This is a genomic window from Aliidiomarina minuta (genome assembly GCF_003987145.1).
Classification (GTDB): Bacteria; Pseudomonadota; Gammaproteobacteria; order Enterobacterales; family Alteromonadaceae; genus Aliidiomarina; species Aliidiomarina minuta.
Genome location: NZ_PIPL01000002.1, coordinates 92839 through 107655, shown reverse-complemented (window position 1 = coordinate 107655; position 14817 = coordinate 92839). Strand labels below are relative to the sequence as shown.

The following is a 14817-nucleotide window of genomic DNA, read 5'->3' as shown; positions in this document are numbered from 1 at the left end:
GTTTCACTCGGCCTCGCAATTTTCATAAGCCGCTACATAATCAAACCAGGCTAATGCGGCAGCTCTTAACGGTGGCCTGTCATCAGAACCACTGGTCACAACCAATCTTAGATTGGTTCGTGTAGCGGGCTCGCCTTCAGCGAAAAACATCTCCCGGCCAGGTGCAAAAACAGGGTTACTGGCAATTCTGCCCCAGAACAAATCAGGGTCCGTATAAGCAGAATACAGCACCATAGAGCCTCCAAGACTTTGCCCAAAAAGCACACGCTGGTTTGAGTCAGCGCGATACCGGCCTTCAACTTCAGGTATAAGTTCACGTTTCAGGAAGTCATGGAATTTAGCAGCGCCGCCCTGCCCCTCACGGGCATCTGGCGCATTGGCAGTAAAATCATAACCACGTTTATTGATCTCTGGCTCAAAGGATCCATAGGCAATGCCCACAATAATGGCTTCAGGCAGATTGTCATCATAGGTCAGGAACAGATGATTAGCGCCCAGAATAGGGAAAAGTGAATCGCCATCCAACAGGTACACAATGGGATAATGGGTTTCGTTTGCGTCGTAGCCCAGAGGTAAACGCACATAGATATGCAGGGAGCGTTCTAATAAAGCAGATTCAAGTTCAAAATAGTCCCCCTGCAACGCGGGCAGGTGTTGCAAGGTTTGTTGTTCCTTTCCCGCAGGTGTTACAGACTCCTGCGGCTGGCAAGCGGACAACAGCATTATACCGACTAAAAAAACCCAGATTTTGGGCATAGTTGGGGCGCTCCTTTGCTCCCGTGGTTAATAACTTACTGTACCCTTATTCACAAAATAAACACAACAGAAATTCAGCGTCTAGAAACTGACGATAGAAGTTGTTTTTCACATGCTGTGACGAGCTTCTTCAACCGGGCCGCGGCCGAATAATCGCTTAAATTCACCACTGAACTGCTATGAGCTCTCATAACCAACCTTATCAGCGCCGGTCACTGCATTGATGTCGTTACGAATCATCATTAAGCGCGCTTCGTGCGCAGTGCGACCCACCGCCAGCCCTTTCTAAATCAGGCGACATGTCGGTTCAGTCGGCGATCTTAGTGACTTTAAAAAACACGCCATCCCAGGGTACATAGGCGGTCTCGTCACTGGCTTTTATCAGCGTTGCCCCTGGTACCGTCCACTCGGAAGGGCAGCTGACATTCAAAATCTCGACGCTGTCCCCTGCAATCTTCAGGCTTTGAAATCCGGCTCGATAGTGGGTATAAAACTCGCCCTCATTCAACCTGCTCAGGCTGAATGAGGGCTCTGCACAGACTTCGTCGCGAAAACTGACTTCATCTTTGCTATAGCGTACTTCGGATCCAAACCAGACTTGCGCCTCTTCCATTCCCATTGCACTGACACCAGGAAATTTCGCGTCAGTAACCTGCCAACGGCCTTCATACCAGTCACTGCTCTGGGCACAGCCCGAAAGCGCCCAAAAAGATACCAATAAAACTAAATACCGCATATACGCTCTCCTACCACCTACTCTGTTCTTTGCGCCAAAAACGCCTGTATTCGGGATGGCAGTCGCTGCCTGACCCGGGCTGTAATTGCAGCCTCATTTTTTTGCCACAGCACACCTAAATAGATGATTCCTAAACCCATCAACGTCAAGGCGACTGGAAACAAAAAGCTGTCCTTAAATACTTCACTGGCAAGGTGGCCAAGATAGAGTGAACCTCCAATGGCTCCAAAAATTACAAACACGCGACGAACAATGACCACCCCCACTCCAATAAGCACCAGGTTAATGCAGAAGTATAAGAACCTCGAAAGCTCGCCAGTAGGATTTTGCAGGGTTAGCCCCCACCAGAAAGTCAGCACGCCAAATAAATACAGCCAGAACGCATAATCACCGGATTTTGAACCACGCATGTCGACCCAGAAGGCAAAAAGCAGCATAGCCAGCCCAAAATAAAGCGATACTAAGGTGCGTAATTCAAAGGCTGCTGAGCCTCCAGCTATGACTGCTGCAATATCCATTGACAGGTACCACAGCGTTACAGCAATCGGCATAACCAGGAAGGGATAGCGATACTTAAACGCCATAATGGCGCCCACCGCCAGCGTGCCCAATTCCATGTAAATCCAGTGCCAGCGAATGTATCTATGGTAGTCTTGATAGGTTGCATCAACCGGCCACCACCCCATGGCCTGTTGCAAGCCGTATATTGCCAACGGGGTCAGCGCCACCACAAAAGTGGTGCAAATACCGGCAGGAATGGCGTACCCTTTGCGTTGAAAAACCGAGGTTAGCCTAAGGCCGATAGCGGCATATATCAGGGAAATAAAGAGAATGCCCCAGCCGCCAAAGTTCTCCCAGCCCAAATTCATAAACAGCGTCATGGCCCCAATAGCAATGAGGCCGCCCATATAATAAAGCACATGGGTGAAATCAAAACTGGGGCCCGTAGATGGCTGAGCTTTGAAAAAGCGCAAAAGCTCATCTGCCTGGTCAGAAGAAATAATATCTTTCTTCACTGCTGACTCGAGAGTTTCCCTGGTTATTTTCATTCGATTCCGTCCTTAATTTTCTGCCCGGCCTGAAATCTTTGTCACCTTCATATAATAAAATAGATTAATCATCAGGTGATATGAAAAAAACAAGTAAATACCAGAGCTGAGCAACACGATTTACGCCGCGGACATTGTGTCTCCATGGCTTTGCAATACTTCAAACAAGGCTTCTTTCGACAGAGATCTATAATAATACCAACCCTGAACATAGGCATCAGAGAATCGATCCACGATAACATCCAGTTCACCCTGGGTTTCGACGCCTTCAAAGATCACTTGCTTATGTAAGTCTGAAACCATAGCCATGATAGAAAGCACCATTTTATCTTTGAAAGCATCATTTAATGACTGAGTGAAAGTGCGATCAATTTTGATATCATCAAAGGCCATTTCAGTTAACCAGACCAGATTCGCGACCCCGGTGCCAAAGTCATCCAGAGAGACTCGAAAGCCACACTGTTTTGCTTTATGCGAAAATGCAGAAAGCGCCTCTAAAGGTACCGATATTTTTTCAGTGATCTCAATTTTAAGCTGATTGTGCGGCACCCCACAGGCCTTAACTTTATTTTTCAAAAACAACAGGTATTCATCACAAAGAACTTCAAAACTACTGACATTAATAGACAAGGTGAAATTGCTATCGCGCTTCAAAACAGGTGCCATTTCTTCGATTGAGGTGCCCGCCACATGGAAGGTTAGCTCTTCATACAACCCCATGTTCTCTGCGATACTGATAAAATGCTCTGGCGAGACCTTGCCATATATAGCATCGTTCCATCGAACCAGGCTCTCTACGCCAACAATTTTTCCGGTGCCCGCATGAAGAATAGGTTGATACTCAACATAAATTAACCTGGTTTGAATCGCCCGGCGCAACCTGAACTCCATTGAGTTCTTCTTATATAAATAAGATTGTATCGTGTAGGCAACGAGAAAGCCGAAAATAAGACTGATCACCACTATAACGGCAATAAAGTAAGCACTGAAATAGAGAATGCCGGCTCGGTTATTTTTGGTCTGCACGCAATAACGAAAAATTTCACTACAGCTTTGGGTCGTTAATTGAAACATGCTCAGGTTGAATCTTTCTGGCCAACCTATAGTTTGTCGTCGCGACTGATAATTCAAAAAGTCATGCGCTTGATCAGCCATGCCTAGTGAATAAGAAAAGCCGCGGTTTTGATTAATAAAATGCTGAAACGAAAACTCAGCTGTAAATGCCAGAATGCTCCCGCCCCTGGTAATATCCAAACGCAAAGGAACAGGAAATATGCCTTCAGCTCTAGAATAAAGTTGAAATCTGGAGGACGCGCCATAATAGGTATCAGGTAGCATTGAAGGCGTGGTAAATACTCCCCAGTTCGCTGTACATAAAACCTGGTCTGCTTCTACGACCCCCAGGTCATAAACGTACAAATACTGATTTGCAATTCGTCTTAACTGATCAAGACTCTCTGCCGTGCATTTAGAAATGGACTCATCCTGTGCATTTCTCATCGCGTTCATTACTTGAGAAGAAACCAACTCAGCATGATTAAGCAAGCTATTAGAAAATTGCTGCTGTTCAGCACGTTGATAATCTTTTGTCAGGCTATGCACCGCAAACAACAGAACTACGCAGACCGCCAAAGTCACCCACAGTACCCCAAAACCTCTTCTTTTCATTTAGAATATCTACCTTAATACGCCAACTATGCATACTGATGTGACTTGTCAGCATTATATCGACGTACTGAAACAAAGCTTTATAATTCGGCAACATTCGCTTATTCAGCTAAGCTAATTTCCGTATATATTGTTTTAGGGAGATGACATGCGCCCTCAGCATATTGCATGGATGATATTTTTGATTCCGGTGATTGCCGTCCACGGAGCCTATGCCATTGGATGGTGGGAAGGTGTCGCTTTCCAATGCAATCCCTATATTGACGGTTGCACGACTATTAGCCGCGCAGCACGTGAAGGCAATGCGATTTTCTTTTTCCGCGCCCTGATGATGCCCCTGGCCGCCTTGCTGGTGATATTCTGGTACTTACAACAAAAGTGGCTGGAGCGCATGACGCAAAAGTCTCAGCTACATGTCTTCATATTGGGCAGCATTGGCGCCCTTTTCCTGATTTTATACGTCGATTTTCTAGGTACCGAAGGCGACTTTAACCGCTTCCTGCGCCGCTACGGTGTCATTTTCTATTTTGGCTTAACCGTACTGGCGCAGATTTTCAGCATCAACACCCTGCATAAGCTGGGCGATAAAATCGACTCCACAATGCGCAGGTATATCTACATTCAACTAACCCTGATCATACTTTGCTGGCTTCTGGGCATGGGCAATCTACTCTTCAAAGAGATTGGCTTCAGTTGGGCCGATATGATGGAGAACAATATCGAGTGGCATTTTGCGCTCTATATGTGGCTGCATTTCCCCTTCGTAGCACTGATGTGGAAACGCACCCAGTTTGCCTGGCAGTTTAGCCATAGAAACTAAACCTCTGGGCTGCCGCTCTGACGGCGAACAGCCCATAACAACGCTTAAAGCTATGCAGAGTATCTACATTAAGCATCCGACTTTATACTGTTCAGCGTTTCTTCATCATACTGTTCTGCATATTCCGCGGATGGGGCAACCATTTTAATCACATCAATAAGCACACCGTTTGGATCGGCGGTGATAAAATGACGTTGCCCAAATTCCTCCGTGCGCAGCTCCTGGTGGATTGGCAGGCCTGCACGCTTTAGTCGCTCAAATTCGCTGTCTACATCGTCCACCTCAAAATTCAGAATCAGTCCACCGACTATGTTGCCCCGGGTATGAGCCGGGAGGGTTGGATGATCCGCCTGCAGCAAGGCGAGCTCAAAGGATGGACTCTCACCGGACCGCAAACTCACGTACCAATCAGCGTAGAATGTCACCATGAAGTCAAAATGCTCTGTATAGAACGCGCGTGACGCGACCAGGTCCTGCGTCATAATCACCGGATAAAAACTGTTAAGTTTCATAATTGCACCTCAAATTAGAATGGAGCTTTTATCATGGTTTACGAGGTGTTCTCTGTCTTGTACGAATGCGACACCTCTGCGTACCCGAGAAGGGGATTCTCCATAGAAGCGCACAAATTCATGAGTGAAATGACTTTGGTCGGTATAACCAAGCGCCACTGCCACCTGCGCCAGGGGCAGTGGCGAATGCGCAAGCATCCAGGCGGCTTTCTGAAAACGAATAACCTGAGTAAAAAGCTTAGGCGAAAGACCTACAACTTCGACAAAGTGGCGTTCAAACTGCCGGCGGCTTTTACCATATATATCTGCAAGTTCTGAAACGGGAACCAGATCATGGCAGGTTCCAAGGTAACGAATAACATCGTCCATGCGTGAACGCCGCGGTGCCTGGCGATTCAGGTGAGTTAGCAAGACGCCGTCCAGTCGCGCAAAAAGGTGGCTGCAAGCAACACATTCCACGGCATTACTAAGGCCCTCTAGAAGGTCGCCTTCAACAGGCTGCACTGCATTAGTAAGTTCCGATACTCTTACATCCACAAAATGCCGGCTTTGACCGGGTTTAAAACGAATACCCAGATAATGCGTACCTATATCGAGAGGCAGCTCCGCTCTTGATGTCGTGGTACCAAAGATGTTTACCTGGCAATCAGCTTTCCCTATCTCCACCACCACATCTACAGCGCCATCCGGCAATACGCCATGAACCTTCTCCTGATTATTCAGGCTCAGCCAGTAATGGCTAACAAAGGGTCGCAACGCAAGCGCCGGCAATGACACCTGAGTTTCTTTGCTCGTTGATTCCATAACAAAGCCTCTTTAAAAATGAGATGCTTACTCTACAGGTGACTCCTGCTCTGATTCATCAGCTGGTACAGACTCTACCGGCTGCAGACGCAGAGAGATGAGATAGAGTAATCCAACAAATAGCATCAGCCACGGCGCCAGCGGCACGGACAACGGGAAGTTCATCGAAACACCGAAGAGCAAAACAAACACCGGAACAAACCAGATTGCCAGACGCCCGCCATCAAGAGTACGCTTCATGTGGCCTTGACAGGGCTCGCATACAAGTACTTTGTCGCCCACTTTATTAACCGACTTCATTGAAAAGTTATGACTATGGCCACAATGAGGGCAATCAAACGGCCGCTGCCTGAGCCCCCCAGGAACTCGGCCCAAGGGTAACCACGCAAGCAAAAAGCCAAGTATCACGGGTAGCAGGAATGTCATCGGAGTCTCGCCCTCTACACCCAACGGGGTTTCTAGCAACATGCCATTTATTTTAATTGTAGCAAAGGCGATCACGCCACCAAGCAGGAAAAATGCCCACCAGGGTTTGGTCTGCTGCCCCGAGAAGTGGCGCCCGATGGCGTAAGCGATGACAACAAGCAAACCGTTGATGAGGTTAAATCCAGCCAGTAACCATACATATTCAAAAATCTCCTCACCACCTGGCTGTTCATATACTTGCCGTAACAAATCATACAGATAGTAACCTTCAACCAATAATATGCCTAAGAACAGTGCTACCACGATACAACCTTTGTCTTTTATACGTTGAATTCATGTTAACAAGGGATGTGGCCCAATTAAATGACGGTTTTGCTGAAACGATGTTAATGATAGTGGGATTAACACTCGCACCCAAATTACGTATTGGGTGCGAATTTTGAGACTTAAAAGTGATAACGGGCGGTCAGTGTAGCCCTACGCGGCGCTAAATACTGGGCGCTGGTAATGCCTATGCCAAAGGTGTCCGTATGCAAAGAAGCGATAGCGTCATTGTCGAACAGATTCTGCACGTTCAACTCTACCGACCAGTCACCGCTGGCTGCAAAATAGCCCATATTGAAGTTCACCAGGCTATAGGACTCCACCAGATCCCGCTCTTCTGAATTAAACACCCGGGCATAGTAGTCACCACGATAGTTATAACCCAGGGTGCTACGCAATGAAGCACCATTAGCGAGCGGATAGTCATGCGTTAATCTGATATTAGCGACGAAATCTGGAATTTTCGCCAGTTTGTTACCCGTCAAATCAATAGCAGTGGCTTCCCGGGCTGCATTGATTTCCTCTTCGGAGGCACCCGCAAGAATAAGGCCTACCGACGCATTTTCTGCTTCGGCACGATCAATTGCATCGCGACCTCGTTTCACTTCCGAATCCATCCAGGTCAGATTGGAATTCAGCGTCCAGTTATCGGCCAGACGCATTACAGATTCAACCTCAAAACCATAAACTTCAGCTTCAGGAATGTTAGAGGCACCTGAATTAAATCGTCCGATACCACTGGACTCAAACAAGTAGTCTTCATAGTCATAATAAAAGGCAGCCAGGTTAAGCCGCCAGCGGTTCTCCAACAGCTGATTCTTGCTGCCTATTTCGTAGGCTGTCACTGTTTCCTGATCAAAGACTTCAGGGAAAAAGCGGGTGTCCGTACTACTGTTAGAACCGGCCGGTTTCACGCCCGTGGCCACTGAGCCATACAGCATACTACGATTGCTCAACATATAATCCAACGCCACTTTGCCGGTTACGTTGTCAGTTTTGTCACTGGGTGTGCTGGTGATAGGCGAACGATCCGGTACACAATTTAAGCTGCAACGCTCGTCACTGAATGTGTTTTCGGTGTAACGCAATCCGGTTGTCAGCGTTACTCGTTCAGTCAGATCATAAGCGATTTGGCCAAATACCGAATAAGACTCAAAGTTACGATAATCCGAGTTAATAAAATCAATATCCGGGTTGTTGGCAAAAACATTAGGGCCGGCCACAACTTCACTTAATGGTTCCCCGTCTCTGTCTGCATCATAAAAATTACGGGTGTTGCTGAAAATTTCAGTATCCAGATAAAAGGCGCCCAATACCCAGCGTAGCGAGCTCTCTGAATCTGCTGAAATCAGGTTCATCTCAGCAGTGTAGGATGTATCTTCCTGACGCAGGTTACTTACGTATTCAGGAATAGGAACTTGCCCCAGGTCGGTGGGGATTTCGCCATCAGCCAGCGGGAAGGGTGCCGGATCATTAGCTGTCAGACTGGAGCGATCCATATCCAGACGCCGGCGCATGTCATAATCCTGTTTAGATAAAATGCCTTTTAGCCTTGCCCAACCCAGATCATAAGTTAAGTGCAGCGTCAGCAGGTCGTTATCCAGTTTGTAGTACTGAAAGGTATCCTGATAAACAACCCGGGGGTCATCTGAGATGATGTCATAGTTGCCCTTTAACGCCGGTCCATTGGTATCTGAACTGAACTGCATATACTGCGCCATGACCTCCAACCGCTCAGAGGGTTGCCACAATAACTGAGCCCTCATTGTGGTATCGTTTTTGTCGTCCAGCCGGGTGTCGTGGGGAAGCGCAAGGTTTTGAGTAAAGCCATCATGCTGTCGATGGGATGCTGATAGCCGTATCGCCATTTCATCGCTGAGCGGCAGATTCAGTGAACTGCGTAGATTTTTAGTGTTGTACTGGCCCACTGTAAAATCAGCAAAACCAGAACTTGCGAAGGTATCCGGGCGCCGGGTCACTACATTAACGGCACCGCCCGTTGAACTGTTACCGTAAATAGTACCATCCGGCCCCCGCTGCACTTCAATGCGCTCTATATCTACCAGATCAGCCCATAACGCATAGTCATTGGCCATGAAAACACCATCGATGTGATAAGCCACCGCCGGTTTAGTGCCTGCATTATCCGGAATTTCGTTACCTACACCCCGAATGGTAATACTTGGACGATACCCCTGAACACTGGAGACCACCAGACCCGGCACCTGGTCACTTAAATCAAACATAGTAGCCACGTTAAGCAAATCCAGTTCATCGCCACCGACTACAGAAATGGCATCCGGAATTTCCAACAGACTTTGTTCTGTGCGCTGCGCGGTGACAATAATGCGCTCCACGTCCGCTGTTGCATCATCGGCAACAGCAACAGAGTTATATAACGCATAACTCACGGCAATGCTCACTAAGCTGAACATTGCCACGCTCTTATTCTCTGACTGCTTCATGTAATCCCCTCATTTGTTTTCATGGTTATCAGCGTCATAATTTTGTGCCTGAAAAATGACCGCTTAATGACAAGGGGTTGTCGTAAATTTGACATCTTACTGTGTCAGGCTAACCACCAGCTATACAGAAAACGTGAAGGTATCTTTATGAAGTTTTTATTATTTATTTCAGTAGCAGCGTATTTAATACTGACAACAGCCAATGCAGAGCAGCGCTTCTGGGTCGAAGTTATGGATCCGGCCCATGATCCATTTGAACGCAGTTACCTTATCCATCGGCATAAACCAGAGGGTAGTGACTGGCAGGCACTTACCCAATTTGAACGCGAACTTCCAGCATCAGAGCATGAGCTGGAATTGAACCTATTTTATCTGAATGATCTGCACAATAAATTGGTAATTCCGGACACCTCACAGGGTGATACATATGTCTTTGCACAGATGGCACACCGCATTGAGAAAGCACGTCAGCAGTCACCTGATGCACTGACCCTTTTCCTGTCCGCAGGCGATGATCATACCGGGGAAGTTTATGACGAGTTACTCGGCACTACACCTGATAATTTCGTTATCAGTCTGGCCTACCATGCCTATAGTCAGGCCAGTATGACCGCCGCCGTATTGGGCAACCATGAGTTTGATCGCGGCAGCAAGATACTAAAAAGTAAAATTGAGCAGGACGCCGGTTTCCCGTTGCTATCAGCTAACCTGAAGCGTTCAGCGGTATTGACCCAGCAACATTATGCCGCGGCTTTTATCGGCGACTTTGCCGGAGCCCGCGTCGGCATCATAGGGCTGACCTCCTTCGAAGACACCAAAACCAACCTGGCGGATGATCCTGAGCTTTATATCACACCCCAACTTGAGGCTTTGCAAGAACTGGCGCCTGAGTTAGCCCCCCATGTCGATTTACTCATTGCCTTAACCCACATAGGTTACCAAACCGATGCCGGAACCGACGACAGGGCCGTAGCCAGGTATCTGGCAGAATTATCGGTACCAGCACTGGTTGTTGGCGGCCATTCTCATACCGCGCTTTACCCCGACGAGCAAGGACAGGTCGACGACGCCTATATTATTCAGGAAGTTCCTATAGTGCAGGCCGGAAGCTGGGGCCGTTATTTAGGGGAATTGAACATACGTGTGCCAGTGCCATCAAAACCCGGCAGACAGGCGCAATTTAAAGCCAATTATTTGCATGCAACGCAGATGCATGTCACCGAAGGCAATCTGGTAGATACTGCATTTCAGCAACAACATATAGCGCCTGTGTTAGCGGCATTTGATAATGTACTGCAAGAAGTCATAGCAACAGCGGCCAATGACCCGGCACTTAACACTCAGAATACGTTAGAAAAACGCTATGTTGGGGAAATGGCCCTGGCCAATACCATTGCCGACGCGGCAGCGGTCCGATTGAGTGCAGATATAGCGGCCGTCAATGCATCCGGCATACTGGCTGGACTGACTCCGGGTTCTGAAGTCACTTTCAGTGATTGGTTTCAAGTCATGCCCTACGCCGATGTCATCCATATACTTGAACTCACTCCAAAGCATCTTCAACTCATGATTGAAAGCAATGCCCAGCGGCTGGTGCGCCAAGATGAAGTGGATCAATTTGACTTAACCGACTTCGTATCACGCGGTTTTTTGCATTTTTCCAACGCATTGCGCTATGAAGTTAGCGGAAACAAGGTTAAAAACATAAAAGTACATGGCAAGCCATTAAGTGAGTATCCAGATAGACACAGATTTAAACTAGCGCTGGGCGATTATATAGCCAACGGCAATCAAGGCTGGCGCGGCGACATCATAGGCACCGGATTGCCGGAGTCGGTTCTGGGGTATGACATCACTCAACATGCAACAGACAACACAGGTTTGTTAATGCGCAACGAAGTGACTCAGTATATCCGCGAGCAAGGCGTTATAGAAGTCATTCTAGATAAACGCGTTGTTGTAGACTAAGGCGTTGGAGGTGATCCATCTCGCTTTACAATTAGCGCCCGTTCTGACTCAGCAACTGATTCAGACTTTACCAGCTGCAGACGCAACGACATGAAATAGAGCAAGCCAGCTAACATTACCAACCATGGCGCTAGGGGTATGGATAGGGGGAAGTGAGTCAATTAAATGACACGTGCCCAGCATTCTCAATCGTAAACCGTGCTGTTCCGATAGAGAAATAATAATTTATCAGTTGTGAGGTAATTCCTACCCTTCTTGTTGGCCTCCTGTAGTAAGTGCTTCTGCACAAATTGGTGCCGAAGCGACTTGATAGCCAACATCTTAAGCAATAGTTGTGTTTGTTTAATCTGAGTTACTGCATCACTTGATACTGTTGGAGATTGAATAACCTCGTTTAAACAGTGATTTAGCTTATAAGCATTCAGGGGTAAAGAATCATTGCGTGAACGGTCGTGGAAAAAGTGGATGATGGGGAAAGCCGAGTATTTTTGTGATATTCCTGCGATATCGCCATCTAAGGTGTTCAGTTTGCTTACAATATATTGAATAGATTCAGCTCCATCCAGCTGATGCTTACCTTTCATCGCTAGCAGGGCGTTGATCAGTAACGCCAAACGGCGCTTTTCGGTAACTGCTGTCAGCACCTGCATACTATAGGTAATAGCCAGCGTAAAAAGCGTAAGACCCTGTATACCAGCAACGATAGACAGTATCTGGGTAACCCTGTTACCAGTCAGCCAGTAATGACTGACAAAACCGCAGAGAAATTACCAACTAGTTACCGAAATCATCATAACGAACACGAGATGAATCTACCCCTAGCTCGTTGAGCATGGTTAAGGTCGCTGCAAGCATGCGGGGCGGACCACAAATATAAAAGTCATATTCACTGATGTCCCGCTGTTCCAGCCATGCTTTAGCAGTTTCATGCACGAAACCCTGTGCGTGACTCCACTTACAGGCTTCGCGGGGCGAAGACAGCACCGGTATAAAGCGCAGTTTATTGGCATTGTCGAGCTCAACAAACTCATCCATATAGAGCAATTCGCCGCGATTACGGGCACCGTAGAAGAACTGAATTGGCCGTGGTGAGTGGCTTTCAAGCTCTTCCTGAATTAATGCTCGTAACGGTGCCATACCCGCGCCACCGCCTATGAAGCAAAGCTTACGTTCAGCCCCTTCAAGTCTCTGGAAATCTCCATAAGGACCCTCGGCAACAATAGTTTCACCCGGCTTTAAATTGCACAAATACGAAGAACCGACGCCCGGGGCAGGCGCACCTGAACTCTGTGGTTGATACCGCACAGTAAAAACCAGCTCAGTACCACCGGCAGCGGTTGCCATAGAGTAGCTGCGTCGCACTGCGTCATGTCTGAAGTTGGTTGCCGCGATTGCATGCCATTCAGATACAAAATCCTCCGGAATATCGACAGGCCGGCTTTGTCCCGCACCCGCCGGAATCAAGAACTGCATGTATTGCCCGGCCGCGTATTCAACCTGTTCTTCATCAACTTCAAAGCGAAGCTCTCTAAGCATAGGCGTTATAAAGCGGGATTCTTTCAGGCGCAGTGAATATTTGCGCGCATCCGTTTCCGGCACTTCAACCTGATGCAAGGTTTCAATACTGTGCTGGCAGGAAAGACGGTAGCCTTCGTTAAGTTGAGTTTGCGACAGCTGTGAACGGTCGCTTACCGTTATCGGTGTGTCAGGCGACGCTTTTACGACACAGAAACCACAGGTGCCACCGCCACCACAGCCACTTTCGACAGTGATATCGTTATGTTGCAGAACCTGCAGCACGGTTTTGTGAGCCTTGTCGGTGAATTTAAACGCCTGACCTCCAACACTCGCCGACAACGATGCTTTGCGCAGCGTGAAGCGCATTTCGCCGCTATTCAGCAACTTGACCAGCAATATAAAGCCCGAAAGCGCAAACCAAAGGGTCATCACAGCGACGACAATAGCCACCAGGTTATTAAAATTCCGACCACCGGTATAATCTATAAAATGAAGTCTGAACATCCAGTCAGCAACCACCCAAGGAGTGTTTCTGTGGTCGATAACAGTGCCTGATGTTCGGTCAACATATACCCGAGTGTTCAGATCATCATCAAAATCGATCCGAAAACCCTGCCCTCTCCAGTCGCGCAGCTCACGGGTACGCTCAATCGGCGTAACCCGGGCCAGGCTGCCGGGCCCAGAATAACTTGCCTGCGCAATTTGCTGCGCGAAATCTTCGTTGGTTTGCCACCGACTTCCATCACGCCCATCCAGATAACGAATGCCATCCTGATGATGAACTTCTACTCGCGGCAGACCCAGGGCTCTGTATGTAAGTACTTGAGTCACACCATTCAGATCGTCCCACCAGTCCGATGACAATTTCGCTAATTGCGCCCGGCTCAGTGGCTCAGGTTGCTCTTGACTAAAATACTGCTGCCCTCCCATGCCATGGTGATCGACCAGTGCAAAATACAAACCACTGACGGTCCACAGCATGAGCTGAATTAACAAAATTAGTCCAGTCCAGCGATGTAACCATTGTAGGAACTTCACGCTGGTTTCCTCCGCGACACCCACAAGGTTTGCAGTAATAACACTGTGCCGGTAAACAGAAAAGCAAAAGTGGCAAAGATGAAGGCGCGCAGCCACCAGGTGGTGATGTCTACACGGTCTTTGTAATCCATAATATGCAGCATCCACATAATGTCGAAGCCACGCCAGAAATCATGACGGCGCACAGTCATCTCTCCGGTTTGCGGATGCAGGTATAAACTAGTGTTGCCAAAATCATCAAAATTGACTCGCCAGATTGGTAAAAAACGCTCATTTAGCTCACCCGGCGATTCGTCTTCAAGGTATTCAACGCCGCTGATATGCGGTTCGCCCTTGGCATAATAAGCAGCAGCCAGGTCGCGAACATCCGCTTCGGAGAGCTCAACCGGCTCCAGAGTATTCAGATCGACCAAAAACTTTTCTGTGTCCAGTTGTAATTGAGCCAGATCCTGGCCTTCGCCCTGTACCAAGCGGTTTACCAGATGAATCTGTTCAGCGTCCGGATAGTTATCGAGTACGGCGGGCAACCGAGTCACCAGTGACGAATCACGAATCTCACCATCGGCTTCCTCGGTCAGATGCACCCCATGTATAAAAGGTAACTGAACAATGACCATGTAAGCGCCCGAAATCGCCCAGATAACCATCTGCACGCCGACAATAATGCCTAACCAGCGATGCCAGGTGCGAAACGCAGAGGATTGATATTGCATAGTCACTTAGAGATAAGGGT

Annotated in this window: 13 protein-coding genes; 2 read left to right on the top strand and 11 right to left on the bottom strand. The window is 47.9% G+C overall.

Going from position 1 to position 14817, the window contains the following annotated elements; translation table 11 throughout:
• Window positions 1–3: 3 nt before the first annotated feature.
• The 4 genes from CWE09_RS10745 to CWE09_RS10730 all read right to left on the bottom strand — a co-directional run bounded on the left by CWE09_RS10745 (window position 4) and on the right by CWE09_RS10730 (window position 4209).
• Window positions 4–756 carry an alpha/beta hydrolase gene (locus tag CWE09_RS10745; protein ID WP_126804054.1) on the bottom strand — a complete coding sequence of 251 codons (753 nt, stop codon included), beginning with the start codon at window positions 754–756 and terminating at the stop codon, window positions 4–6.
• 307 nt (window positions 757–1063) lie between these two features.
• Window positions 1064–1492 carry a hypothetical protein gene (locus tag CWE09_RS10740; protein WP_126804053.1) on the bottom strand — a complete coding sequence of 143 codons (429 nt, stop codon included), beginning with the start codon at window positions 1490–1492 and terminating at the stop codon, window positions 1064–1066.
• 17 nt (window positions 1493–1509) lie between these two features.
• Window positions 1510–2541, bottom strand: a complete 1032-nt coding sequence (locus tag CWE09_RS10735) for a DUF2157 domain-containing protein (RefSeq protein WP_126804052.1) — start codon at window positions 2539–2541, stop codon at window positions 1510–1512.
• Between the two features lie 120 nt (window positions 2542–2661).
• Complete coding sequence (locus tag CWE09_RS10730) at window positions 2662–4209, bottom strand: EAL domain-containing protein (RefSeq protein ID WP_126804051.1); 1548 nt, start codon at window positions 4207–4209, stop codon at window positions 2662–2664.
• Between the two features lie 148 nt (window positions 4210–4357).
• Between CWE09_RS10730 and CWE09_RS10725 the strand changes: the two genes are divergently transcribed.
• The gene (locus CWE09_RS10725) at window positions 4358–5029 is read left to right on the top strand and encodes a hypothetical protein (protein WP_126804050.1); all 672 of its coding nucleotides are present in this window, start codon (window positions 4358–4360) and stop codon (window positions 5027–5029) included.
• Window positions 5030–5097: 68 nt separating this feature from the next.
• Here the strand turns inward: CWE09_RS10725 and CWE09_RS10720 are convergent, their stop codons facing one another.
• The 4 genes from CWE09_RS10720 to CWE09_RS10705 all read right to left on the bottom strand — a co-directional run bounded on the left by CWE09_RS10720 (window position 5098) and on the right by CWE09_RS10705 (window position 9560).
• Entirely contained in the window at window positions 5098–5541 is a 444-nt protein-coding gene (locus CWE09_RS10720; RefSeq protein ID WP_126804049.1) for a VOC family protein, read from the bottom strand.
• A gap of 9 nt (window positions 5542–5550) precedes the next feature.
• Window positions 5551–6345 carry a helix-turn-helix domain-containing protein gene (locus tag CWE09_RS10715; protein ID WP_126804048.1) on the bottom strand — a complete coding sequence of 265 codons (795 nt, stop codon included), beginning with the start codon at window positions 6343–6345 and terminating at the stop codon, window positions 5551–5553.
• A 27-nt stretch (window positions 6346–6372) separates the two neighbouring features.
• Window positions 6373–7074 carry a hypothetical protein gene (locus CWE09_RS10710; protein WP_126804047.1) on the bottom strand — a complete coding sequence of 234 codons (702 nt, stop codon included), beginning with the start codon at window positions 7072–7074 and terminating at the stop codon, window positions 6373–6375.
• 143 nt (window positions 7075–7217) lie between these two features.
• Complete coding sequence (locus tag CWE09_RS10705; protein WP_126804046.1) at window positions 7218–9560, bottom strand: TonB-dependent receptor; 2343 nt, start codon at window positions 9558–9560, stop codon at window positions 7218–7220.
• 147 nt (window positions 9561–9707) lie between these two features.
• Here CWE09_RS10705 and CWE09_RS10700 point away from each other — a divergent pair, with 147 nt between their 5' ends.
• Window positions 9708–11528 (top strand): bifunctional metallophosphatase/5'-nucleotidase, encoded by a 1821-nt coding sequence (locus tag CWE09_RS10700; protein WP_198679759.1) that lies wholly within the window; start codon window positions 9708–9710, stop codon window positions 11526–11528.
• Window positions 11529–11713: 185 nt separating this feature from the next.
• On the opposite strand, the gene CWE09_RS10695 is transcribed toward CWE09_RS10700, so the two are convergent.
• The 3 genes from CWE09_RS10695 to CWE09_RS10685 form a co-directional block, all read right to left on the bottom strand.
• Window positions 11714–12178: a hypothetical protein gene (locus CWE09_RS10695; protein WP_126804044.1), complete on the bottom strand. Its 465-nt coding sequence runs from the start codon at window positions 12176–12178 to the stop codon at window positions 11714–11716.
• 124 nt (window positions 12179–12302) lie between these two features.
• Window positions 12303–14084 (bottom strand): PepSY domain-containing protein, encoded by a 1782-nt coding sequence (locus CWE09_RS10690; RefSeq protein ID WP_126804043.1) that lies wholly within the window; start codon window positions 14082–14084, stop codon window positions 12303–12305.
• Window positions 14081–14797 carry a PepSY domain-containing protein gene (locus CWE09_RS10685; RefSeq protein WP_126804042.1) on the bottom strand — a complete coding sequence of 239 codons (717 nt, stop codon included), beginning with the start codon at window positions 14795–14797 and terminating at the stop codon, window positions 14081–14083. Before CWE09_RS10685 ends, CWE09_RS10690 begins: the two co-directional genes overlap by 4 nt.
• Window positions 14798–14817 lie beyond the last annotated feature (20 nt).

Coding starts and splice junctions, on each gene's coding strand:
- CWE09_RS10745 (WP_126804054.1), bottom strand. CDS start 756: ATGCCCAAAATCTGGGTTTTTTTAGTCGGTATAATGCTGTTGTCCGCT.
- CWE09_RS10740 (WP_126804053.1), bottom strand. CDS start 1,492: ATGCGGTATTTAGTTTTATTGGTATCTTTTTGGGCGCTTTCGGGCTGT.
- CWE09_RS10735 (WP_126804052.1), bottom strand. CDS start 2,541: ATGAAAATAACCAGGGAAACTCTCGAGTCAGCAGTGAAGAAAGATATT.
- CWE09_RS10730 (WP_126804051.1), bottom strand. CDS start 4,209: ATGAAAAGAAGAGGTTTTGGGGTACTGTGGGTGACTTTGGCGGTCTGC.
- CWE09_RS10725 (WP_126804050.1), top strand. CDS start 4,358: ATGCGCCCTCAGCATATTGCATGGATGATATTTTTGATTCCGGTGATT.
- CWE09_RS10720 (WP_126804049.1), bottom strand. CDS start 5,541: ATGAAACTTAACAGTTTTTATCCGGTGATTATGACGCAGGACCTGGTC.
- CWE09_RS10715 (WP_126804048.1), bottom strand. CDS start 6,345: ATGGAATCAACGAGCAAAGAAACTCAGGTGTCATTGCCGGCGCTTGCG.
- CWE09_RS10705 (WP_126804046.1), bottom strand. CDS start 9,560: ATGAAGCAGTCAGAGAATAAGAGCGTGGCAATGTTCAGCTTAGTGAGC.
- CWE09_RS10700 (WP_198679759.1), top strand. CDS start 9,708: ATGAAGTTTTTATTATTTATTTCAGTAGCAGCGTATTTAATACTGACA.
- CWE09_RS10695 (WP_126804044.1), bottom strand. CDS start 12,178: ATGCAGGTGCTGACAGCAGTTACCGAAAAGCGCCGTTTGGCGTTACTG.
- CWE09_RS10685 (WP_126804042.1), bottom strand. CDS start 14,797: ATGCAATATCAATCCTCTGCGTTTCGCACCTGGCATCGCTGGTTAGGC.